Annotated in this window: 19 protein-coding genes and 1 pseudogene; 13 read left to right on the top strand and 7 right to left on the bottom strand. The window is 71.7% G+C overall.

Annotation, left to right across the window (positions count from 1 at the left end; translation table 11 throughout):
• The first annotated feature begins 773 nt into the window (after positions 1-773).
• The 5 genes from rpsB (at position 774) to OG335_RS13835 (ending at position 5,380) form a co-directional block, all read left to right on the top strand.
• On the top strand, positions 774-1,697 hold the full coding sequence (gene rpsB / locus OG335_RS13855) for a 30S ribosomal protein S2 (RefSeq protein WP_405011406.1): 924 nt from the start codon (positions 774-776) through the stop codon (positions 1,695-1,697).
• A 129-nt stretch (positions 1,698-1,826) separates the two neighbouring features.
• Positions 1,827-2,663, top strand: coding sequence for a translation elongation factor Ts (tsf, locus tag OG335_RS13850; protein ID WP_405011405.1), 837 nt, complete (start codon positions 1,827-1,829; stop codon positions 2,661-2,663).
• Positions 2,664-2,929: 266 nt separating this feature from the next.
• Complete coding sequence (pyrH, locus tag OG335_RS13845) at positions 2,930-3,694, top strand: UMP kinase (RefSeq protein ID WP_405015392.1); 765 nt, start codon at positions 2,930-2,932, stop codon at positions 3,692-3,694.
• Positions 3,695-3,760: 66 nt separating this feature from the next.
• The gene (gene frr / locus OG335_RS13840) at positions 3,761-4,318 is read left to right on the top strand and encodes a ribosome recycling factor (RefSeq protein WP_405011404.1); all 558 of its coding nucleotides are present in this window, start codon (positions 3,761-3,763) and stop codon (positions 4,316-4,318) included.
• Between the two features lie 156 nt (positions 4,319-4,474).
• Complete coding sequence (locus OG335_RS13835; protein ID WP_405011403.1) at positions 4,475-5,380, top strand: phosphatidate cytidylyltransferase; 906 nt, start codon at positions 4,475-4,477, stop codon at positions 5,378-5,380.
• Positions 5,381-5,678: 298 nt separating this feature from the next.
• On the opposite strand, the gene OG335_RS13830 is transcribed toward OG335_RS13835, so the two are convergent.
• Both OG335_RS13830 and OG335_RS13825 read right to left on the bottom strand, forming a co-directional pair.
• Positions 5,679-6,185 (bottom strand): hypothetical protein, encoded by a 507-nt coding sequence (locus OG335_RS13830; RefSeq protein ID WP_405011402.1) that lies wholly within the window; start codon positions 6,183-6,185, stop codon positions 5,679-5,681.
• 68 nt (positions 6,186-6,253) lie between these two features.
• Positions 6,254-6,425, bottom strand: a pseudogene (locus OG335_RS13825) (site-specific integrase); the annotation flags it as partial.
• A gap of 694 nt (positions 6,426-7,119) precedes the next feature.
• On the opposite strand from OG335_RS13825, the gene rlmN reads away from it, so the two are divergent.
• Complete coding sequence (gene rlmN / locus OG335_RS13820; RefSeq protein ID WP_405011401.1) at positions 7,120-8,220, top strand: 23S rRNA (adenine(2503)-C(2))-methyltransferase RlmN; 1,101 nt, start codon at positions 7,120-7,122, stop codon at positions 8,218-8,220.
• A 73-nt stretch (positions 8,221-8,293) separates the two neighbouring features.
• On the opposite strand, the gene OG335_RS13815 is transcribed toward rlmN, so the two are convergent.
• From OG335_RS13815 to OG335_RS13800, 4 genes are all read right to left on the bottom strand, one after another.
• A complete protein-coding gene (locus OG335_RS13815) occupies positions 8,294-9,430 on the bottom strand; it encodes a hypothetical protein (protein ID WP_405011400.1) in 1,137 nt (378 codons plus the stop codon).
• A gap of 9 nt (positions 9,431-9,439) precedes the next feature.
• Complete coding sequence (locus tag OG335_RS13810) at positions 9,440-10,171, bottom strand: ABC transporter ATP-binding protein (protein WP_405011399.1); 732 nt, start codon at positions 10,169-10,171, stop codon at positions 9,440-9,442.
• Between the two features lie 330 nt (positions 10,172-10,501).
• The gene (locus tag OG335_RS13805) at positions 10,502-11,896 is read right to left on the bottom strand and encodes an aspartate aminotransferase family protein (RefSeq protein ID WP_405011398.1); all 1,395 of its coding nucleotides are present in this window, start codon (positions 11,894-11,896) and stop codon (positions 10,502-10,504) included.
• Positions 11,893-12,366 carry an Lrp/AsnC family transcriptional regulator gene (locus OG335_RS13800; protein WP_405011397.1) on the bottom strand — a complete coding sequence of 158 codons (474 nt, stop codon included), beginning with the start codon at positions 12,364-12,366 and terminating at the stop codon, positions 11,893-11,895. Before OG335_RS13800 ends, OG335_RS13805 begins: the two co-directional genes overlap by 4 nt.
• A 268-nt stretch (positions 12,367-12,634) precedes the next feature.
• Between OG335_RS13800 and OG335_RS13795 the strand changes: the two genes are divergently transcribed.
• The 5 genes from OG335_RS13795 (at position 12,635) to OG335_RS13775 (ending at position 17,826) form a co-directional block, all read left to right on the top strand.
• Positions 12,635-14,080, top strand: coding sequence for a gamma-aminobutyraldehyde dehydrogenase (locus OG335_RS13795; RefSeq protein ID WP_405011396.1), 1,446 nt, complete (start codon positions 12,635-12,637; stop codon positions 14,078-14,080).
• Positions 14,081-14,284: 204 nt separating this feature from the next.
• Complete coding sequence (locus OG335_RS13790; RefSeq protein ID WP_405011395.1) at positions 14,285-15,643, top strand: aspartate aminotransferase family protein; 1,359 nt, start codon at positions 14,285-14,287, stop codon at positions 15,641-15,643.
• 145 nt (positions 15,644-15,788) lie between these two features.
• Positions 15,789-16,103 (top strand): WXG100 family type VII secretion target, encoded by a 315-nt coding sequence (locus OG335_RS13785; protein WP_405011394.1) that lies wholly within the window; start codon positions 15,789-15,791, stop codon positions 16,101-16,103.
• Positions 16,100-17,119, top strand: coding sequence for a WXG100 family type VII secretion target (locus OG335_RS13780; protein ID WP_405011393.1), 1,020 nt, complete (start codon positions 16,100-16,102; stop codon positions 17,117-17,119). Before OG335_RS13785 ends, OG335_RS13780 begins: the two co-directional genes overlap by 4 nt.
• The gene (locus OG335_RS13775; RefSeq protein WP_405011392.1) at positions 17,116-17,826 is read left to right on the top strand and encodes a hypothetical protein; all 711 of its coding nucleotides are present in this window, start codon (positions 17,116-17,118) and stop codon (positions 17,824-17,826) included. The genes OG335_RS13780 and OG335_RS13775 overlap by 4 nt, the downstream gene beginning before the upstream one ends.
• A gap of 40 nt (positions 17,827-17,866) precedes the next feature.
• Here the strand turns inward: OG335_RS13775 and OG335_RS13770 are convergent, their stop codons facing one another.
• On the bottom strand, positions 17,867-19,543 hold the full coding sequence (locus OG335_RS13770) for a PucR family transcriptional regulator (RefSeq protein ID WP_405011391.1): 1,677 nt from the start codon (positions 19,541-19,543) through the stop codon (positions 17,867-17,869).
• Between the two features lie 409 nt (positions 19,544-19,952).
• Between OG335_RS13770 and OG335_RS13765 the strand changes: the two genes are divergently transcribed.
• Together OG335_RS13765 and OG335_RS13760 are read left to right on the top strand one after the other, a co-directional pair.
• Positions 19,953-21,470: a gamma-aminobutyraldehyde dehydrogenase gene (locus tag OG335_RS13765; RefSeq protein WP_405011390.1), complete on the top strand. Its 1,518-nt coding sequence runs from the start codon at positions 19,953-19,955 to the stop codon at positions 21,468-21,470.
• A gap of 46 nt (positions 21,471-21,516) precedes the next feature.
• Entirely contained in the window at positions 21,517-22,776 is a 1,260-nt protein-coding gene (locus tag OG335_RS13760; protein ID WP_405011389.1) for a spermidine/putrescine ABC transporter substrate-binding protein, read from the top strand.
• Positions 22,777-22,797 lie beyond the last annotated feature (21 nt).

Here is a 22,797-nt window from a genome sequence, read left to right as displayed (position 1 = left end):
CGGGGCGGGTGGCGGCAGGGCGTGCGGTGTGGGCTGCCCCGTGGTCGGGGGCGGTGCCAGGAGAAGGGGCCGGGTGACAGGATCGCGGGTCATATGGTTCAGGCTCGCCGTCACTGCGTGGACGGTTCGGCGTGAGCCCCGGTCCTGTGGACAACCGGGGGTTGTGGACAACCACGTCCACCCGCCCGGGTGAACATCCACCGGCGCGGGACGAACGCGCGGGACCGGCAGGCGGCCGTCGGCAGCAGGACCGCGCACCCGCCCCCTTCCCGAGCGGGCCCGGCCGGAACCCGGTAGGGCCCGCTCGCGCGCGGCCGTCCCGCCAGCGCCCGGCCCAGGCAGTCGCAGGCCCCGTCAGTCGCAGGGCCCGGCCGTGCTCCGTCCCGACCCTTCACCCACGGCCGGCCGGTGGGGGTCCGGTGGGTGCTCGCGCGGGGAGGCCGGGCGTGCCGTGCGGCGTCCGCAGGCCGCCGGAGTCGCCCGCAACTCGGGCCTTCCCGTACACTTCACACGCGACCCGGTCCACCGGGTCGACTTCGCACGCCCCGCCACCGGTGGAGTGGCCGCCTCTTCAAAGGGTCGGCCGATGCTTCCCGGTGCGAGTGCCGCTCGGTCCGCCGAGCCTGTCGCGGCCCCGGCCGCCCAGGTTTCGGTGGCTTGGCACGCGCGGGTCGTCAGGCGTGACGGTCACCTGGCCGGCACGGAGACAACCGAGAGACCCGGCACCCTGCCCTAGCTGCGGCGCGCCGGGCGCAACACTGAGGAGCACGGCCATGGCCGTCGTCACGATGCGGGAGCTGCTGGAGAGCGGCGTCCACTTCGGTCACCAGACCCGTCGTTGGAACCCGAAGATGAAGCGTTTCATCTTCACGGAGCGCAACGGCATCTACATCATCGACCTCCTGCAGTCGCTGAACTACATCGACCGCGCCTTCGAGTTCGTCAAGGAGACGGTTGCCCACGGTGGCAGCATCCTCTTCGTCGGCACGAAGAAGCAGGCCCAGGAGGCCATCGCCGAGCAGGCCGCTCGCGTGGGCATGCCCTACGTGAACCAGCGCTGGCTCGGCGGCATGCTGACCAACTTCTCGACCGTCTACAAGCGTCTGCAGCGCCTCAAGGAGCTCGGCGAGGTCGACTTCACGGATGTGGCCGGTTCCGGCCTCACCAAGAAGGAGCTCCTCGTCCTCCAGCGTGAGTACGACAAGCTGGAGAAGACCCTCGGCGGTATCCGCGACATGCAGCGCGTTCCCAGCGCCGTGTGGATCGTGGACACCAAGAAGGAGCACATCGCGGTCGGCGAGGCCCGGAAGCTCCACATCCCGGTCGTCGCGATCCTCGACACCAACTGCGACCCCGACGAGGTCGACTACAAGATCCCGGGCAACGACGACGCGATCCGCTCCGTCACCCTGCTGACCCGTGTGATCGCCGACGCCGTCGCGGAGGGCCTGAAGGCCCGTGCCGGTGTCGCCAAGGGCGACACCAAGGCCGACCCGGGCGCCGACCAGCCGCTGGCCGACTGGGAGAAGGACATCCTCGAGGGCCAGAAGGCCGACGAGGCTCCTGCTGCCGACGCTGCTGCCGAGGCCCCCGCCGAGGCTGAGGCCCCCGCCGCCGAGGTCGAGGCTCCGGCCGCCGAGGCTGAGGCCCCCGCCGCCGAGGTCGAGGCTCCGGCCGCCGAGGCCGAGCAGGCCTGACGTACCAAGGGTGAGGGGCACCCGCCGGGTACGACACCGGTAGGTGCCCCTCTCTCCCGTGCCGGGGCCGAACCATCAGCCCCGGCGCCACCCCACGCAGACACGCGAGACGTGAGAAGAGATCACACCATGGCGAACTTCACCGCCGCGGACGTCAAGAAGCTCCGTGAGCTCACCGGCGCCGGCATGATGGACTGCAAGAAGGCCCTGGACGAGGCCGAGGGCGATGTCCAGAAGGCCCAGGAGCTGCTCCGCATCAAGGGCCAGAAGGGCGTTGCCAAGCGCGAGGGCCGCGACGCCTCCAACGGCGCCCTGACCGTCGTCCTCGAGGGCGGCAACTCCGGTGTCCTGGTCGAGCTGAACTGCGAGACGGACTTCGTCGCCAAGGGTGACAAGTTCGTCGTCGTCGCCGACGCGATCGCCAAGCACGTCGCCGCGGCCGCCCCGGCCGACCTCGAGGCCGCCCTGGCGTCCGAGATCGAGCCCGGCAAGACCGTCCAGCAGTTCGTGGACGAGGCCAACGCCAACCTGGGTGAGAAGATCGTCTTCAAGCGCTTCGCCCAGTTCGCCGGTGACGGTTTCGTCGCCGCCTACATGCACCGCACCTCTCCGGACCTGCCGCCGCAGGTCGGCGTCCTGGTCGAGCTCGACAAGGAGAACGCCGAGGTCGCGAAGGACGTCGCGCAGCACATCGCCGCGTTCGCGCCGAAGTACCTCTCCCGCGAGGAGATCCCGGCCGCCGACATCGAGAACGAGCGTCGCGTCGCCGAGGCCACCGCGCGCGAGGAGGGCAAGCCCGAGGCTGCGCTCCCGCGGATCGTCGAGGGTCGTGTGACCGGCTTCGTCAAGGAGAACGCCGCGCTGGAGCAGGCGTTCGCCAAGGACAACAAGAAGACCGTCGCCAAGGTTCTCGAGGAGAACGGCGTCACCCTCAAGCGCTTCGTCCGCTTCCGCGTCGGCGCCTGAGACCCGTTCCCCGTCGCTTCCGGCCTAAGGTAGGAAGCGCTGCGCGTCGCAGACGCGGCAGGAACGCGCCGAGCGGGCTCTCCGGCACCCCACGGGGGGCGCGTCGGCACCATGAACGACGAGGAGGCCATTGCCGTGCAGGACACCGTACCGGTTCCCGCGGCAGTGGCCTCCTCGCGCGTACGCACAGGGTCGGGCACCGTACCCCCGGCGCTGTGAGCAGCACATGCAGCCCTGCGAGCCCGCAGGTGGAGAAGGAGAAGGCCATGCAGGAGACGCTGGAGACCGGCCGGGACACGCAGGAGGGTTCGCGCCGCCGGGTGCTGCTGAAACTGTCGGGTGAGGCCTTCGCCGGCGGCGGCGGCCTGGGCGTGGACCCGGACGTGGTGCACAAGATCGCCCGCGAGATCGCCACCGTGGTCCGCTCCGGCACCGAGGTCGCCGTGGTGATCGGCGGCGGCAACTTCTTCCGCGGAGCGGAGCTGCAGGTCCGCGGGATGGACCGGGCCCGCTCCGACTACATGGGCATGCTCGGCACGGTGATGAACTGCCTGGCGCTGCAGGACTTCCTGATCAAGGAAGGCATCGAGACCCGGGTGCAGACCGCCATCACGATGGGCCAGGTCGCGGAGCCGTACCTCCCGCTGCGTGCGGTGCGGCACCTGGAGAAGGGCCGCGTTGTGATCTTCGGTGCGGGGATGGGCATGCCCTACTTCTCCACCGACACGACGGCGGTGCAGCGCGCGCTGGAGGTCCACGCCGAGGTCCTGCTGATGGGCAAGAACGGCGTCGACGGCGTCTACGACGCGGACCCGCGCACCAACCCGGAGGCCGTCCGGTTCGACTCGCTGGACTACACCGAGGTGATCTCCCGCGACCTCAAGGTGGCGGACCTGACCGCGATCACCCTGTGCAAGGACAACGCCCTGCCGATCCTGGTCTTCGAGCTGCTGGCTGAGGGCAATATCGCCCGGGCGGTGAATGGTGAGAAGATCGGCACACTCATCAGCCAGGACTCGGCCCGGCCCTGAGCAGCAATCAGCCGTCCGGGGCACCGGTACGGGACTACAGCAGATGAACCGGACAGGGAGCAGACAGTGATCGAAGAGACCCTCCTCGAGGCCGAGGAGAAGATGGAGAAGGCCGTCGCGGTCGCCAAGGACGACTTCGCCGCGATCCGCACCGGCCGTGCCCACCCGGCGATGTTCAACAAGATCGTGGCCGAGTACTACGGTGCCCTGACGCCGATCAACCAGCTCGCCTCGTTCTCCGTGCCGGAGCCCCGCATGGCGGTGATCACGCCGTTCGACAAGAGCTCCCTGCGGAACATCGAGATCGCCATCCGCGACTCCGACCTGGGCGTGAACCCGTCGAACGACGGCTCCCTGATCCGCGTCGTCTTCCCGCAGCTGACGGAGGAGCGCCGCAAGGAGTACATCAAGGTCGCGCGCGGCAAGGGCGAGGACGCCAAGGTCTCGATCCGCTCGGTGCGCCGCAAGGCCAAGGACGCGATCGACAAGCTCGTGAAGGACGGCGAGATCGGCGAGGACGACGGCCGCCGCGGCGAGAAGGAGCTCGACGACACGACGGCCCGTTACGTGGCCCAGGTCGACGAGCTGCTGAAGCACAAGGAAGCCGAGCTTCTCGAAGTCTGACGAACGACGCCCCGGACGCCCGCGCCACCGTGCACGGCCGCCGGGGTCGATCTTGAAACGCTTGCCACCGAGTTCTCTGCTGCGGGTGGCCCCCGCGTCGCCGACACGGTGCGGCGCCGGTCGATCCGGCACCGAACGGGTCACTCGCAGCAGCCTGTGGTGTACCGAAGGGGCACTGCGGCACAGAATCGGACCATGCCCCGCGCCCAGGAGACACCCGTGGCCCCACCCGACCAGCAGCCCCGCAAGCAACGCGGCGGCCGCAACCTTCCGGCCGCGATAGGCGTGGGGGTGGGGCTCGGGGCGGTGATCGTGGCCTCCCTGTTCGTGGTCAAGGTCCTGTTCCTGGTGGTCGTGATCGCAGCGGTGGCCGTGGGCGTGTGGGAGCTGAACTCCCGGCTGGCGGAGACCAAGGGCGTGCACGTGCCGCTGGCACCGCTCGCCGCCGGCGCGGTGGCGATGCCGCTGGTCGGCTACCTGGCGGGTGCCGGATGGTCGGCGGCGGTGCTGGCGCTGACCGGGCTGGCCGTTCTCGTCCAGCGGATGAGCCGGCCGCCGGAGAACTACCTGCGGGACATAACGGCCGGAATCTTCACGGCGTTCTACGTGCCGTTCCTGGCGACCTTCGTGGCACTCATGCTGGCCGCGGACGACGGCTCCTGGCGGATCCTGCTGTTCCTCGTCGTCACCATCTGCAGCGACACCGGCGCCTACGCGGTGGGCTACAAGTTCGGCCGCAACAAGCTGGCTCCCGCGATCAGCCCCGGCAAGACCCGCGAGGGCCTGGCGGGCGGCATCGCGTTCTCCATGGTCGCCGGCGCGCTGTTGATGGAGTTCGTCATCGACGACGGGGCCTGGTGGCAGGGTCTGATCCTCGGGGCGTGCGCGGCGGTCACGGCGACGCTGGGCGACCTCGCGGAGTCGATGATCAAGCGGGACATGGGCATCAAGGACATGGGCACGCTGCTGCCGGGCCACGGCGGCATCATGGACCGGCTGGACTCCCTGCTGCCGACCGCGCCAGTGGTCTGGCTGCTGCTGACGGCTTTCGTGGGCGGCTGACCCGCCCTCCGGCCGTGACGAAGGCCCCGGACGCCTGGCGTCCGGGGCTTTCGCGTATCTGCGGCACTGGGTGGACCATGCCCAAGCCCGGAGAACATGCTCCGGCGAGGTGACGAAAAGCCCCCTACCTGCGTGTTCTCCGCTGGAAGGGGGCTTTCGCGTTGGTGCCGGGTCGTCAGGTCGTCGGTTCACCGGGTCGGAGCATGTCGTCGATGGCCTTCCGCGCGCGGTCCCGGCTGTTCGGCATGAGGTGGGCGTACACCCGGCGGGCGAACCACAGCCGTTCCCGGTGCCGGGCTCACGGACACCAGGAGCCGTCGCTCCGGCTCGCCCGGGCCTCCACCGTGTAGCCCTGCTCCCCGCCGAATGCCCAGGACACGGCGAGATGGGAGGTGGCGCCGTCGATCTGCTTGGTGAAGCAGAGGCCGATCCGTTCGCCGGCCGGGTCGTGGCGCCAGTCGGGTTCGTCCGGCTCGGGCGGTGCCGGCAGCCAGCCGTTGCGGGCGGCGGCCGTCCGGTAATAGGCGACGACGTCAGCCCGCCGGGAGGGCTCGGCGTACCCCTGGCCGAAGTACGCGAAGCGGTCGTCGTCGTCGCAGCCGGTGTACGACTCGCCGTCGGCCTGTGCTCCTTGCGGGGTGCCGACTGTCCGGACCTGGGCGGCCATCGGGTCCTGCAGTGCCGCGTCCGCGAAGGTGCAGCCGTAGATTCCGCCGTTGAGGGCCCACCAGCCGCCGATGACGGTGAGTGTGGCGAAGACCATCCCGCCCGCAACGACGGACGCTCCCACCCGAAGATCGTTCACGGGTGGGAGCGTACAGACCCGCAGCGGGTTCTCCGCCGGCAGGGCGTCTTCGCGTTGGTGCCGGGCCGTCAGGCCGTCGGTTCACCGGGTCGGAGCATGTCGTCGGTGGCCTTCCGCGCGGTCCCGGCTGTTCGGCATGAGGTGGGCGTAGGCCCGGAGGGTCAGGGCCGGGTCCGCGTGACCGAGGTAGTCACTGACGGCTCGGATGCTCTCCCCGGCGTCGAGCAGCACCGAGGCGTAGCCCCCCGATCATGCCCGGACCCGGACCAGACAGGACACCGGCCAAAACCGCTACACCACCCGCGTTGTGCGCTCACCACTGCGCGGCTTGGTAGCTGCCAGTGATGGATCGACTGCGATCTCCGGTGGTTGCGGGCACGTTACTGGCCAGGGCCGGCCGTAATCAGCGGAGCACTGCTACTCGCGGCGCTGCTGCTTTTGGGCGTGTGGATCAACCTGACCGGCTCCGAGGGTGGGAGCGGCTCCGGACCGTCGTCAGCCCCATCTGCCGCCTCCGCGGAAGCATCTCCACCCGAGGGAAGCGGCGCGGGTGGCGTCGGCGCCGGACCATCGTCAACCCCGTCTCCCGGCCCCGCAGCAGCCTCTCCAACCGATTTTGGGGTCAGCGCCAATCCGGGGACGGGTTCAAGCAACGACGTAGGCGGTAGCGCCACTGTCGAGGTCCTCGCCGTGTCCGCAGGCCTTGTCACTGCGATGACGGGCCTGATCGGTGCGGTCACAGCGCTGATGCCGGCTCGGCGGCAGAGCAGGACCGCAGCCGAGGATGCTGACCAGCGCCATGGGCAATCCGATTTCCTGGGCCGTCTGTGGGCCGTGGAGGTCGGCCAACGATGACGGACGACGGTTGAGGCCGAGCGCTCCACCCCAAGCGGGACATGGGGTAGTGCTCCGGATCTGCGACACTGGGTGGACCATGCCTAAGCCCGGAGAACTCACCTTCGTCGCGCCGCGCGGCGCCAAGCCCCCGCGACACCTTGCCGACCTCAGTCCCGCCGAGCGCAAGGAGGCCGTCGCCGAGCTGGGCGAGCAGCCGTTCCGCGCCAAGCAGCTGTCCAACCACTACTTCGGGCGGCTGTCGAGCGACCCGGAGACCTGGACGGACATCCCGGCGGCGAGCCGCGGGAAGCTGACCGAGGGCCTGCTGCCCGACCTGATGTCGGTCGTCCGGCACGTCTCGTGCGACGACGACGCCACCCGCAAGACGCTGTGGAAGCTCTTCGACGGCACGCTGGTCGAGTCGGTGCTCATGCGGTACCCGGACCGTGTGACGATGTGCATCAGCTCGCAGGCCGGCTGCGGCATGAACTGCCCGTTCTGCGCGACCGGCCAGGCGGGGCTGACCCGCAACCTGTCGACCGCGGAGATCGTGGAGCAGATCGCGGCGGGGATGCGCGACCTGAAGAGCGGTGCCGTCGCCGGGGGCGAGGCGCGGCTGTCCAACGTGGTCTTCATGGGCATGGGTGAGCCGCTCGCCAACTACAACCGGGTGCTCGCCTCGATCCGGCGTCTGACGGACCCGGCGCCGGACGGCTTCGGTCTGTCGCAGCGCGGCATCACCGTGTCGACGGTCGGCCTCGTGCCGGCGATGCACCGGCTGGCGGACGAGGGGCTCAGCTGCCGTCTGGCGCTGTCGCTGCACGCGCCCGACGACGAGCTGCGTGACGAGCTGGTGCCGGTGAACACCCGGTGGAAGGTCGACGAGGTGCTGGACGCCGCGTGGAACTACGCGGAGAAGTCCGGTCGGCGGATCTCCATCGAGTACGCGCTGATCAAGGACATCAACGACCAGGCCTGGCGTGCCGACCTGCTCGGCAGGCTGATCAAGAACCACCGGGTGCACGTGAACCTGATCCCGCTGAACCCGACGCCGGGTTCGAAGTGGACGGCCTCGCGGCCCGAGGACGAGCGGGAGTTCGTCCGCCGGCTCCAGGCGCACGGCGTGCCGACGACCGTCCGCGACACCCGCGGGCAGGAGATCGACGGCGCCTGCGGTCAGCTCGCCGCGGCCGGCTGACGGCACCGCACCCGCTCGGACACCCGCACAGCACAGGGCCGGCCCCCTCAGGGGGGCCGGCCCTGTGCGCGTCTCAGGCGAGTGCGGCGACGCCCAGCAGTGCGGTCAGCGCGCCGGTGCAGAGCAGGACGGCGCAGGCCGCCGTGACACGCACCGCGGCGGCGCGCCGCAGGATTCCCGGCGCGGCGCCGAGCCGGACGAGCTCTTCGGTGCCGGGCCGCCGGGACGCCCGGATCTCCGCGATGCGGGCGGTCGCGGCCCCGGCCGCGCAGCCGCCGACGAGGACGGCCCCGGCGACCGCCGGGAGGCCCGGCCCGTGGCCCTCGGCGAGGGCGGCGGTCAGGACGGCGACGGCGAGGGACACGACGGCCGGCGTGCTGCCGAGTCTCCGGGCCTCGGCGGCGAGCGACCGTCCGGCGAGCAGCCGGACCGTCCCGGGCCGGTGCACGGCGAGGAGCCGTCCGGCGAGGCCGGTGAGCGGAGCGGTGAGCAGGAGCAGCCCGAGCGCGGTGATGGCCCATCCGGTCAGGGCGGCGGTGCCGACCGGTCCGAGGTGGGCGGGCAGGAGGACGGGGCGGCCGTCCTGTTCGGCGCCGGGGCGCAGCCCGTACAGCTCCAGGGTGATGCCGACCAGGACGAATCCGATCGGCACCGCGATGCGGAGGGGGTGGAAGCCCCGTGCGGGGGCCTCCGGGTGCTGGCCGGGGAGTGCCTCGGGGAGTCGGACGGCCGCGGCGGTGGCGCAGCCGGCGGCGAGCGGGACGAGGGCGAGCAGGGTCACCGGGGCGGCGGCCGGCAGCGGGATGCCCATGCCGATGTCGGAGGCCAGCCGGGGGCCGGCGACGTCGTTGCGCAGGATCAGGAAGACCAGCAGGGCGAGCAGGCTGCCGAGCGCCGTGGTGGCGGCCGTCTCGACGGCGAGCAGCAGCCGGATGCGGCGCGGGCCGAGTCCGGCGGCGGTGAGTCCGGCGATCCGCTCGGGATGCTGGGCGGGTACGGCACGGGCGGTGGCGGCGCAGAGCCAGCCGAGGGCGGCCAGTGCGGGCAGGCACCACAGCAGCCGGGGGACGGAGGCGGTGGCCGGTTCGCCGAGTGCCCGGCCCAGCGCGCGCAGCAGCAGGGCGGCGGTGGCCGCGGCGACGGCGGCGGCGGGCAGCAGGCGGGCGAGGTCGGTGGCCCGGTAGTTCCTGGCCAGTCGGAGATGGAACACGTCGTCCTTTCAGCGCGCGGCCGAGACGGCCGTGGAGCCGGTCTCGGACGGTGCGGCGGGGGCGGCGGTGAGCAGGCCGTCGACCAGCGTGAGGGTGCGGTCGGCCTGGCCCGCGGGTTCCGGGTCGTGGGTGGCGAGCACCAGGGTGAGCCGGTGCGAGCGGGCGGCGCTGGCCAGTATCCGCAGGACCTGCTCGCGCTCGTCGCGGTGCAGCGGGGCGCCGGGGTCGTCGGCGAGGACGACCGGGGGCAGGGGGGCGAGGGCGCGGGCGACGGCGACGCGCTGGCGCTGGTTCTGGCGGAGCTCCGCGGGACGCAGGGCGGCGCAGTCGGCGACGTCGAGGCGGTCGAGCCATTCGGCGGCGGCGGTGTACGCGGCCCTGCGGCCAGTGCCGGCGAGCAGCAGGGGCAGCGCGACGTTCTCCCGGGCCGTCAGTTCGGGCACCAGGTGGGGCTCGGAGCCGACGTGGCCGAAGTGCTGGAGGCGCAGGCGCTCGCGGCGGGCCGGGGTGAGGGTGTGGACGGGGGTGCCGTTGAACCAGACCTCGCCCTCGTCGACGGGCAGCCGGGCGGAGAGGCAGCCGAGGAGGGTGCTCTTGCCGGAGCCGCGGGTGCCGGTGACGGCGAGCACCTCGCCCTCCCGGACGCCGAGCGATACCCCGCGCAGGGCGGGGGTGCCGTGGTGGGACTTGACGATCCCTCGGGCCCACAGCACGTCGTTGTCGGGCGGGGCCGCTGACATGGAGATCCATCCTGGGGGCTCTGCGGATATGACAGTCGTCAGATTAGAACGAACAGGTCGCGGTGCGGTTGCGGCACACTGGCTCATCCAGGGGCAAATCGCCGTCATTCCGGCACACGGAACGGCCGGGATGCGGCGATCGGCGGGGTCCGGCGCCCGTACGCCGGGCCGGGGGCGACGGCAGGTCGACGGCGGGGCGACGGCGGGGCGACGGCGGGGCGACGGCGGGGCGAGGTCGGGCCGCCGAAGGGGAACGCCGAAGGGGAACGCCGAAGGGCGGTCCCGGGGTGAGGTCCGGGACCGCCCTTCGGCGGAGGGTGGGGCGGAAGGTCAGATCTTGGCCCACGCGTCGGTGAGGCTGACCCGCAGGATCTGCTCGATCTCGTCGAAGGTCGACTGGTCGGAGATCAGCGGCGGGGCCAGCTGCACGACCGGGTCGCCGCGGTCGTCGGCGCGGCAGTACAGGCCGTTCTCGAAGAGGGCCTTCGAGAGGAAGCCGTAGAGGACGCGCTCGATCTCGTCGTCGTTGAACGACTCCTTCGTGGTCTTGTCCTTCACGAGTTCGATGCCGTAGAAGTACCCGTTGCCGCGGACGTCGCCGACGATCGGCAGGTCGCGCAGCTTGTTCAGGGTGCCCAGGAACTTCGACTCGTTGTCGAGCACGTGCTGGTTGAGGCCCTCGCGCTCGAAGATGTCGAGGTTGGCCAGCGCCACGGCGGAGGAGACCGGGTGGCCGCCGAAGGTGTAGCCGTGGAGGAAGGTGTTGTCGCCCTTGTAGAACGGCTCGGCGATGCGGTCCGAGATCATGGTGGCGCCGATCGGGGAGTAGCCCGAGGTCATGCCCTTGGCGCAGGTGATCATGTCGGGCTGGTAGCCGAACTTGTCGGCGCCGAACATGGTGCCGAGGCGGCCGAAGGCGCAGATGACCTCGTCCGAGACGAGCAGTACGTCGTGGCGGTCGCAGATCTCGCGCAGGCGCTGGAAGTACCCGGGCGGCGGCGGGAAGCAGCCGCCGGCGTTCTGCACCGGCTCGACGAAGACGGCGGCGACGGTGTCCGCACCCTCGAAGAGGATGGCCTGCTCGACCTGGTCGGCGCACCAGCGGCCGTACGCCTCGGGGTCGACGGTGCCGTCGGGGCCCGCGAGGTACTCGGGGGCGCGGTAGATGTTGGTGTTGGGGGCTTTGTGGGTGCCGGGCACCAGCGGCTCGAACGGGGCCTTGAGGCCCGGCAGGCCGGTGATCGACAGCGCGCCCTGCGGGGTGCCGTGGTAGGCGACCGCGCGGGAGATGACCTTGTACTTGGTGGGCTTGCCGATCAGCTTGAAGTACTGCTTGGCGAGCTTCCACGCGGTCTCGACGGCCTCGCCGCCACCGGTGGAGAAGAAGACCTTGTTGAGGTCGCCGGGGGCGTAGTGCGCCAGGCGCTCGGCGAGCTCGACGGCCTTGGGGTGGGCGTAGCTCCACACCGGGAAGAAGGCGAGCTCCTTGGCCTGCTTGGCCGCGGCCTCCGCGAGCTCCTCACGGCCGTGGCCGGCCTGCACCACGAAGAGGCCGGCGAGGCCGTCGAGGTACTTGCGGCCCTTGTCGTCCCAGACGTAGGTGCCCTGGCCGCGCACGATGGTCGGCACGGGGGAGTTCTCGTACGACGACATGCGGGTGAAGTGCATCCACAGGTGGTCGTAGGCGGTCTTGGAAAGGTCCTTCTGCGCCGGGTCGGCTGTCATCTGGTGCCCCAGGTGTAGGTCTGTTTCCGGAGCTTCAGATAAACGAAGCTCTCGGTGCTCCGCACGCCGGGAAGCGCGCGGATGCGCTTGTTGATCATTTCGAGCAGGTGTTCGTCGTCCTCGCACACCAGCTCCGCCAGGAGGTCGAAGGAGCCCGCGGTGCAGACCACGTAGTCGACCTCGTCGAGGGCGGCCAGGGCGTCGGCGACCGGTTCGATGTCGCCCTCGACCCGGATGCCCACCATGGCCTGGCGGGTGAACCCGACGGTGAGGGGATCGGTGACGGCGACGATCTGCATCACGCCCTGGTCGAGCAGCTTCTGGACGCGCTGCCGTACGGCTGCCTCGGACAGGCCGACGGCCTTGCCGATGGCGGCGTACGGGCGGCGCCCGTCCTCCTGGAGCTGTTCGATGATCGCCTTGGAGGCGGAGTCGAGGGGAACGCTGGCGTTCCGGTCGCGGTTGGCCACGTCGCCACTGTGCACGATCGTGGTCGGGGGCGCAACCCGGAGAGCTGCTGATTTCGTCGCGGTTTCCAAAATTGCGTGCGGATTGCGTCGTTCATCAAGAGGCGGCCTGCCGATAAGGTCGGTGCCCCGGTAGTCTTGGCGACGTACACGTGCAGGCCTGCGCACCCCTGCGCGGACCGCGGCCGCAGATGCCCGGCGCGCCGTCCGCCGGAGGTACCCTGGCGCCGGATTCCCTGCAACGGCGCAGGCCCAGACCGAGGAGAGACCCGTGAGCGAGCTTCGTACGCTGCGCAACCACATCAACGGCGAGTTCGTCGACGCGGCCGACGGCCGCACGCTCGACGTGACCGACCCGACGACCGGCGAGGTGTACGCGACCTCCCCGCTGTCCGGTGCCGCGGACGTCGACGCCGCGATGGCCGCCGCCGCCGAGGCCTTCCCGGTGTGGCGCGACGCGACCCCCTCGACCCGGCAGCGGCTGCTGCTGAAGATCGCCGACGCGGTCGAGGCCCGCGCCGACGAGATCGTGGACGCCGAGGTGCGCAACACCGGCAAGCCGCGCGGGCTGACCCTCTCCGAGGAGATCGGCCCGATGGTCGACCAGATCCGCTTCTTCGCCGGCGCCGCCCGCCTGCTGGAGGGCAAGGCCGCGGGCGAGTACATGGACGGCATGACCTCGATCGTGCGGCGCGAGCCGGTCGGCGTCTGTGCCCAGGTCGCCCCGTGGAACTACCCGATGATGATGGCGGTGTGGAAGTTCGCCCCGGCCATCGCCGCGGGCAACACCGTCGTGCTCAAGCCCTCGGACACGACCCCGGCCTCCACCGTGCTGCTCGCCGGGATCATCGGCGGCATCCTCAAGGACATGGGGCTGCCGGCCGGCGTCTTCAACGTGATCTGCGGCGACCGCGAGACGGGCCGGCTGATGGTCGAGCACGCCACCCCGGCGATGGCCTCGATCACCGGTTCCGTGCGGGCCGGCATCCAGGTCGCGGAGTCCGCGGCGAAGGACGTCAAGCGCGTCCACCTGGAGCTCGGCGGCAAGGCCCCGGTCGTGGTCTTCGAGGACGCCGACATCGACGAGGCCGTCGAGGGCATCTCGGTGGCGGGCTTCTTCAACGCCGGCCAGGACTGCACCGCCGCCACCCGCGTGCTGGTGCACGAGTCGATCCACGACGCGTTCGTGGCCGCGCTCGCCAAGGCCGCCGCCGACACGAAGACCGGCGGTGTCGACGAGGAGGACGTGCTCTACGGCCCGCTCAACAACGCGAACCAGCTGAAGCAGGTCGTGGGCTTCGTCGACCGCCTCCCGGCGCACGCCAAGGTCGAGGCCGGCGGCCACCGGGTCGGCGAGGTCGGCTACTTCTACGCGCCGACCGTGGTCTCCGGCCTGAACCAGGACGACGAGATCATCCAGAACGAGGTCTTCGGCCCGGTCATCACCGTGCAGAAGTTCACCGACGAGGACCAGGCCGTCTCCTACGCCAACGGCGTCGAGTACGCGCTGGCCTCCTCGGTCTGGACGAAGGACCACGCCCGCGCCATGCGGATGTCGCGCCGCCTGGACTTCGGCTGCGTGTGGATCAACACGCACATCCCGCTGGTCGCCGAGATGCCGCACGGCGGCTTCAAGAAGTCCGGCTACGGCAAGGACCTCTCCTCGTACGGCTTCGAGGACTACACCCGCGTCAAGCACGTCATGACCGCGATCTGACACTCCCGCAGGAACGCACCGGAACGCACCGGGACGCACCGGAACGGCCGTACGGCTCCCGCCGCACGGCCGTTCCGGCGTTGCGGGGCCGGGTCCGCGGCGGCCCGCCGCAGGGCCTCGGCTTGGCAGGGTGTCACGACGACGCGCGGATGGCGTGACAAGGTGGAACTGCCCCCGGGCCGGGCTTCTCAATACGCTGGCGGCATGAGCATCCCCACCGCTGACTCGGCCGTCGGGCAGGCCGTCAAGGCAGCCGACCGCGCGCACGTCTTCCACTCGTGGTCCGCCCAGGCGCTGATCGACCCCCTCGCGGTGGCCGGTGCCGAGGGCTCCTACTTCTGGGACCACGACGGCAACCGCTACCTCGACTTCTCGTCGCAGCTGGTGAACACCAACATCGGCCACCAGCACCCGAAGGTGGTCGCCGCGATCCAGGAGCAGGCGGCGAAGCTCTGCACCATCGCACCGGGCTTCGCGGTCGAGCCGCGCAGCGAGGCGGCCCGGCTGATCGCCGAGCGCACCCCGGGCGACCTCGACAAGATCTTCTTCACCAACGGCGGTGCCGAGGCCAACGAGAACGCCATCCGCATGGCGCGGCTGCACACGGGCCGGCAGAAGGTGCTCTCCACCTACCGCTCGTACCACGGCGCCACCGCCAACGCGATCGCGCTGACCGGCGACCCCCGTCGCTGGGCCAACGAGACGGGCGTCTCCGGCATCGTGCACTTCTGGGGCCCTTACGCCTACCGCTCGAACTTCCACGCCGAGAACGAGGCGCAGGAGGGCGAGCGGGCGCTGGCGCACCTGGAGGAGGTCATCGCCTTCGAGGGCCCGGGCACGGTCGCCGCGATCATCCTGGAGACGGTGGTCGGCACCGCCGGTGTCCTCGTGCCGCCGCCGGGCTACCTGGCCGGTGTCCGGGAGATCTGCGACCGCTACGGGATCGTGTTCATCCTGGACGAGGTCATGGCGGGCTTCGGCCGCACCGGTGCGTGGTTCGCCGCCGACAACTGGGGCATCACCCCCGACCTCCTGACCTTCGCCAAGGGCGTCAACTCCGGTTACGTGCCGCTGGGCGGCGTGGCCATCTCCGCCGAGATCGCCGCGACCTTCGCCGAGCGCCCCTTCCCCGGCGGCCTCACCTACTCCGGCCACCCGCTGGCCTGCGCCTCGGCCGTCGCCACCATCAACGCGATGGAGGAGGAGGGCATCGTCGAGAACGCCCGGCACATCGGCGAGACGGTGCTCGGCCCCGGTCTGCGCGAGCTGGCGGAGCGTCACCCGTCGATCGGCGAGGTCCGCGGGCTGGGCGTGTTCTGGGCGCTCGACCTGGTGAAGGACCGCGCCACCCGTGCGCCGCTCGTGCCGTACAACGCGGCGGGCGCCGCGAACGCGCCGATGGCCGAGCTGGCCGCGGCCTGCAAGCAGCGCGGGCTGTGGCCGTTCGTCAACATGAACCGCTTCCACGTGGTGCCGCCGTGCACCGTCACGGAGGAGGAGGCCAAGGCGGGCCTCGCCGTGCTGGACGAGGTGCTGACCCTGACGGACGCGCACACGGTCTGACGCGCGGTCCGACACACGCGGAGGAGCGGCCCCGGGCACGGCCCGGGGCCGCTCCTCCGCGTGTGCGGGCGGTGGCCGGGCGGGGCCCGGAAGTCGCGATCAGTACGATGATGTGCTGATTTACGCGAACCGGAGGGTACCGATCATGGGGGAACACGGCTTTCGGGTACAGCCCGAAGCACTCAGGGCCTACGCGGCCGTCATCCGCGGCCAGGCCGAGCAGATCACGCAGATCCGCTCACGCCTGGCGTCCGTCCGACTGACGTCCACCGACTTCGGCAAGCTCCCCGGCTCCCAGGACCTCTTCGGGGCCTACCAGGAGCACGCCGAGGCCGAGCAGCAGAACTTCGCCGACCTGCAGGACATCCTGCTCGACACCGCGGACGGCCTGCGGTTCTCCGCGGAGAACTACGAGGAGCACGAGGCCGCCGTCGCCGACGGCTACGGAGGCACCCGGTGACCGCACCCACCCCGTCGTTCACCGGCGCGGCCGACACCTACCGGTGGACCCGCGACCGCGTGCAGTCCGCCCTCGCACCGCTGCCCGACCTGCAGAACCCGGTCAGCGACGGCCTCGACGCCGGGCTCGACGACCTCGTCCGCATGGCCCTCGACGCGACCGGCCTGATGGACCGCCTGGAGGAGGTCACCGGCGACCTCGCCGCCCTGACCGCCGCCGCCCAGGAGTGGCAGGCCCAGGCCAGGGCCATGCACGAGGTCGCCGACACCCTCCGGGCCGGCGGCGCCGACCTCGCCGGCCGGTGGGAGGGCGAGGCGTCCGGCGCCTTCGGCCGCCACATGGGCGAGGTCGTGCAGGCGATCGACGACACCGCCGCCGACATGGACCAGGTCGCGCAGATCATCAGCCAGGCCGCGGCCGAGTGCAAACTCGCCGAGGAACTCGTCGTCGAGATCATCCGCGAGGCCATCGAGGCACTGATCGTCTCCCTCGCCGTCATGGTCGTCGTCGACATCGTCACCCTGGGCGCCGCGACCATCGTCAACGCGCTCGTCGCCGAGGCCGAGATCGCCGTCTTCGTCGCCCGGGTCGGCCGCGTCTCCGTCAAGCTCGAAAAGGCCCTGAAGCGGCTCTTCGACGCGGTGAAGGAGATCGAGACCGCCGGCAAGAGCCTCGGCAACCTGAAGAAGGGCTGGAAGGCGGCCAAAGCCGTCCGCAAGATCGGCGGCCGCGGCAACCGCTGGGAGAGCGGCATGAACGCCCTGCGCAACCCCACCGTGGAGAACCTCGGCGAGTACGCCGCCGCCAAGGGCGTCCAGCAGGTCTTCGGCACCGTCAAGGGCGGCCTCAAGGGCGGGCTCGGCGCCGTCACCGGGGCCGGCGACTTCGCCGGAGCCGTCACCGGTCACCTCGGCGACGACACCGTCGTCGACGGCCTCGCGGGACGGCTCGACGGCACCTACGAGCAGGACCCGTACCGGGTGCCGACGAACCGCGTCGAGGAGGCCTTCGGATGACCACCCCCCAGGGCGCCCCGCAGCACGCGCCGCCCGGCCGCACCGCCCCCGCACCCGCCGGCCACGCACCTCCCGGCCACCCGGTGCCGGTGTACTCCTCGGTGCGCCACGCCGTCGGGTCCGCCACCGACTCCTTCGTGCCGCTCGTCGCCCCCCTGGTACCGCCGGGCGAGCGGCTGCTCGGCGTCGTCGACCTCGAACTCTCCGACCTGATCCGGCGGGTGCCGCGGCGTCACCGGCCGCGGAAGGACGGCGTCCTCCGGGTGCTGTTCCTCCTGGCGGACCTCGTCGGCGTGGTCGTCGAGCTCCTGGAGGAGGCCGTCTTCGGCCTCGCCCGGACGGTCCGGCGCCTCGTCCGCGGCCGCGGGCTGAGCGGCGGCTGGCAGAGCCAGGCGGGACGCTTCGCGATCGCCGTGCTGACCGGCACCGAGGCCACGCCCGCCTTCGACAACCACGACCTGCTCGTGGTCGTCACCGACCGCCGCATCCTGCTGGCGGCCGAGGGCCGGGGGCAGCGGATCGTGCGGCTCGGCGAGGTCCCCCGCGAGCACCTGCGGCGCGTCGAGCTGCGCCTCACCGCGGTCTCCGGCCGCGCCGACGCGCACTTCGCCGACGGCTCCCGGGCCGCCCTGGAGGTCCGCGCGCGCGACGCCGCCGCGCTGGAGGCGCTCGGCCGCGGCGCCGTGCCACCGCCCGCCGCCCGCTGACGGCGGCGGACGCGGTGCGCCGTCGGCACCCGGCCGGGTGTCAGCGGCGCACCGCGTCGAGCGCCAGCAGTGCCACGTGCAGCGACAGGCACGACTCCACCTGGTCGAGGTCCACGCCGAGGATCCGCTCCACCTTGTGCAGCCGGTCGTAGAACGACGGCCGCGACAGGTGCGCCGCGTCCGCCGCCGCCGACTTGTTGCGCCCCTGCTCCAGGTAGATCCGCAGCATCCGCACCAGCTGCCCGCCGTGCTCGGCGTCGTACGCCAGCAGCGGCCCCAGCTCCCGCTCCACGTACGTCTGCAGCCGCTCGTCGTCGCGCAGCAGGTGCAGCAGGCCGCGCAGCCGGACGTCCGGCAGCCGGTAGTACGCGGCGGCCCGCCCGCCCGGTGCGTCGTGCAGCGCCGCGTCGGCGACCTGCGTCGCCTCCAGCAGGGTGCGCCGGGCGTCCCGTACCGAGCCGACCGACGAGCCGACAGCGATCACCGGCTCCGCGGCGGCCGCGCCCGTGTCCCGGGCACTGTCCGCGACGAGCCTGCGCAGGGCCGCCGCGAACGCCTCCAGCGCCGTGTGCTCGTCCTGCTGCGAGCCCAGGGCGATCAGCACGCCCACGCCCTCGTCGTCGAGCGCGCCGACCAGCGCCGACAGCCGGCTCACCCGGACCGCCGTCGCCGCGAGCTCGGTGAAGTCCCGGAGCCGGGCCTGGGCCTCCAGCGCGGCCGGCACCGGACCGCGGCGGCGGCGCAGCACCACACCGACCAGCCGGCGGCTCTCCAGCGGCACGCCCAGCGCCTGGGCGCGCAGGGCGACCTCGCTGACGGTCAGGGCGTGCGTGAGGATGCCCGACAGCAGGGTGCGGTGGGTCTGCCGCTCCAGGCTCTCGCGGTCGCGGACGACCAGCCGGTTGAGCGCCAGCGTGGCCGCGCCGCGCTCCAGCATCATCGCGTGCGGGTGCGGCACGCCCTCCGGCAGCGGGCCCGGGTCGCCGATCAGCACGAGGCGGCCCCAGTCCTGTCCGCGGGCGCCGACCGCGGTGACCAGCCAGCCGCTGCGCGGGTCGTGGCCCGTGCGGCCGGCGGGCCGCACGCCGCGCGAGCGCGCCTCCCAGTCCTCCAGCAGCTCCGACTCGGTGCGTCCGGCGCTGTCGTGTGCCAGCACCTGGTGCGCGAGGTTCTCCAGGACGACCGGCGCGCCGGCCAGCTGGGCGACCTGCCGGACGACCTCGCCGGGCTCGGCGCCCTCGACAGCGAGCTCGTTGAAGACCTGGTGCACCGCCTCGGAGGTGCGCAGCTGCTCCAGCTGCGCGTTGACGACCAGGGCGTGCACGGCCTCGGTGACGGCGACGAAGCGCAGCTCGCGGCGGAGCGCGATCAGCGGCAGGCCACGCTGCTCGGCGGCGTTCACGAGGGCGCGCGGCAGCGTGTCGAAGTAGCGGCGGCCGAACTCCACGACCAGGCCGGCCACGCCGACGTCGGCGAGCTCGTGGACGTACCGGGCGAGGCCCTCGCGCTGCTCGGGCAGGGCGATGCCGGTGGTGAGCACCAGTTCGCCGCCCTGGAGCACCCCGGCGACGTCCGGGAGCTCGCTCACGTGCACCCAGCGGACCGGGCGCTCCAGGTGGTCGGAGCCGGCGACGACCTGGGGCAGGCCGCGCCGCATCACGTCCAGGTCGAGTACCCGGGCGACGGTGGGGAGCATCGCGCGCCTCCAGCTGATCAAGGGTGTCAGGGAAATCTTGCCTCGCCGCGGTGCCCGGCCACCCGCCGCGCGCCCTTGCACCCTGTAAGGCCCTTGCGGCCGGGCCTGTCGGAGTGGGCCTTGTCACCCGTCGGCCGGAGAAGGCATGGTCGGCGGGTCGGGTAGTGGCGAAATCCGGGGATCGGCAGCGGAATCCGTGGCGTAACCAGAAGGCAACAGCGGAATCCCTTGTGGAAGCAAACTGGGCCTGTCAGGATCGCGCAATCCCGGTGATCCGCCGTCTCGGATTCCTCCGTCTGCTACCGGCGACTCGACCAGTCGTACGTCCTGGCGCACGGGCCTTGCCGCTCCGCCGCGTCACCATGGGCGTGCAGCGCGCTCCCGCCGCCGTACGCGGAAGCCGAACACCGGCCACATGGAGGAAGACCTGATGGACCTGACCAGCTTCGGCAGCGGAGCCCAGTACATCGCCGGACGGCCGGTACGCGGGAGCGGCGACGAAACCTTCCGGGTCGTCAACCCGGCCGACGGCAGCACCGTCCAGGAGGTCGTGCTGGCCTCCACCGCGGACGTCGACGCCGCCGTCGCGGCGGCCCGTGCGGCGCTGCCCGAGTGGTCCCGGGCCACGCCCGGCAGCCGCTCCGAGGCCCTGAACCGGCTGGCAGGCGTCCTCGCCGACCACGCCGAGGAGTTCGCGCACGTCGAGACCGCGCAGACCGGCAAGCCGATCAAGCTCTCCACCGAGTTCGACGTGCCCGGCACGATCGACAACACCGCCTTCTTCGCCGGCGCCGCCCGCAACCTGGAGGGCAAGGCCGCCGGGGAGTACTCCGGCGACCACACCTCCTACGTGCGCCGCGAGGCGATCGGCGTGGTCGGCTCGATCTCGCCGTGGAACTACCCGCTGCAGATGGCCGCCTGGAAGATCCTCCCGGCGATCGCGGCCGGCAACACGATCGTGCTCAAGCCCGCCGAGCTCACCCCGCTGACCTCGCTGATGTTCGCCGCCGCGTGCACCGAGGCGGGCATCCCCGACGGTGTCGTCAACGTCGTCACCGGCGCCGGCCGCACCGCCGGCGAGCACCTGGTCTCCCACCCCGGCGTCGCCATGGTGTCGTTCACCGGCTCCACCCCGGTCGGCAAGCGGGTCGCGGAACTCGCCACCGCCACCGTCAAGCGCACCCACCTGGAGCTCGGCGGCAAGGCCCCGTTCGTCGTCTTCGACGACGCCGACCCGGAGGCCGCCGTGCACGGCGCGGTCGCCGCGTCGCTCATCAACAGCGGCCAGGACTGCACCGCCGCGACCCGCGCGTACGTGCAGCGCCCGCTCTACGACGCCTTCGTCGCCGGTGTCGCCGACCTGTACGCCGCCGTCCGGGTCGGCGACCCGCGCAACCCGAGCACGGACCTGGGCCCGCTCGTGTCCTTCGCCCACCGCGACCGCGTGGCCGGCTTCGTCGACCGCGCCCGCCGCGACGGCGCCACCGTCGTCACCGGCGGCACCACCGCCACCAAGGGCCACGACGGCACCGACCTCACCCTCGGCGCCTACCACCTGCCGACCCTCGTCACCGGCGCCGCCCAGCACAGCGAGGTCGTCCAGGGCGAGATCTTCGGCCCCGTCCTCGTCGTGCTGCCCTTCGACACCGACGAAGAGGGCCTGCGCCTCGCCAACGACACCCCCTACGGTCTCGCCGCCTCCGCCTGGACCCGCGACGTGCACCGCTCCCTGCGCGCCACCCGCGAGATCGCGGCCGGCTGCGTCTGGATCAACGACCACATCCCGATCATCAGCGAGATGCCGCACGGCGGATACAAGTCGTCCGGCTACGGCAAGGACATGTCGCAGTACTCCCTCGACGAGTACACGCAGGTCAAGCATGTGATGTACGACACCACCGCGGTCGCCCGCAAGGACTGGCACCGCACGATCTTCGGGGACCGATAATTCCGTCCGTCCCCTGACCCACCACCCCCCAGGAGGGTGTGCCCGCATGCAGCTCCACGAGATCCCCGCCGGCCTGCCGGAGCCGGTCCGCAAGGCCTGGGAACGCAGCCTGACCAGCGGCCGCGCCGCCCTCAGCCGCCGGACCCTGCTGCGCGCCGGCGCCCTCGCCGCCGGGGCGGGCACCCTCACCGCCTGCGGCATCCCGCCGGCGAAGAGCTCCGCGAACCTCTCGGACGACGCCTCCGCCAACGCCGCCAAGGACCTCTCCGACACCGACAAGGCGGTCAACTTCTCCAACTGGCCGCTCTACATCGACGTCGACGAGAAGGACGAGCAGAAGCACGCCACCCTGGACGCCTTCACCGCCGCCACCGGCGTCAAGGTCCGCTACACCGAGGACGTCAACGACAACGTCGAGTTCTTCGGCAAGGTCAAGCCACAGCTCGCGGCCGGCCAGGACACCGGCCGCGACCTCATGGTGCTGACCGACTGGATGGCCGCCCGCCTCATCCGCCTGGGCTGGGTGCAGAAGCTCGACCAGCACAACATCACCGACGCCATCACCAACCTGGAAGCGCGCTTCCGCGCCCCCGACTGGGACCCGGGCCGCCTCTACTCGTACCCGTGGGCGGGCATCCAGGTCGTCGTCGCCTACAACAAGAAGGCCACCAAGGGGAAGGCCGTCACCAGCGTCTCCCAGCTGCTCGACGACCCCGAGCTCAAGGGCCGCGTCACCTTCCTCTCGGAGATGCGCGACACCGTCGGCATGACCCTCCTCGACATGGGCAAGGACCCGGCCACCTTCACCGCGGACGACTACGCGGCCGCCCTCGCCCGCCTGCAGAAGGCCGTCGACTCCAAGCAGATCCGCAAGTTCACCGGCAACGACTACGGCCAGGAGCTCTCCTCCGGCGACATCGCCGCCTGCGTCGCCTGGGGCGGCGACCTCATCCAGCTCAAGGCCGACAACCCGGACATCGAGTTCGCCGTCCCCGAGGCCGGCTACGTCGCCTCGACCGACAACCTGCTCATCCCGGCCCGGGCCCAGCACAAGCACAACGCCGAACGCCTCATCAACTTCTACTACCGGCCCGAGATAGCCGCCCAGCTCACCGCGGGCATCGGCTACGTCTCCCCGGTCACCGGCGCCCAGGCCGAGCTGGCCAAACTCGACCCCGACGCCGCCGCCAACCCGCTCGTCATCCCCACCCCCGAGATGGCCGCCAAGGTCCACAACTTCCGGAGCCTCACCGAGGCCGAGGAGAGCGACTTCGAGGACAGGTTCTCCAAACTGATCGGCGCCTGACCCCCGCACCCGACCGACCTC

It is taken from the genome of Kitasatospora sp. NBC_01539, from assembly GCF_045040525.1.
GTDB lineage: Bacteria > Actinomycetota > Actinomycetes > Streptomycetales > Streptomycetaceae > Kitasatospora.
Note: the sequence above shows the minus strand (reverse complement) of the source record. Positions and strands in the feature narration are given on the sequence as shown.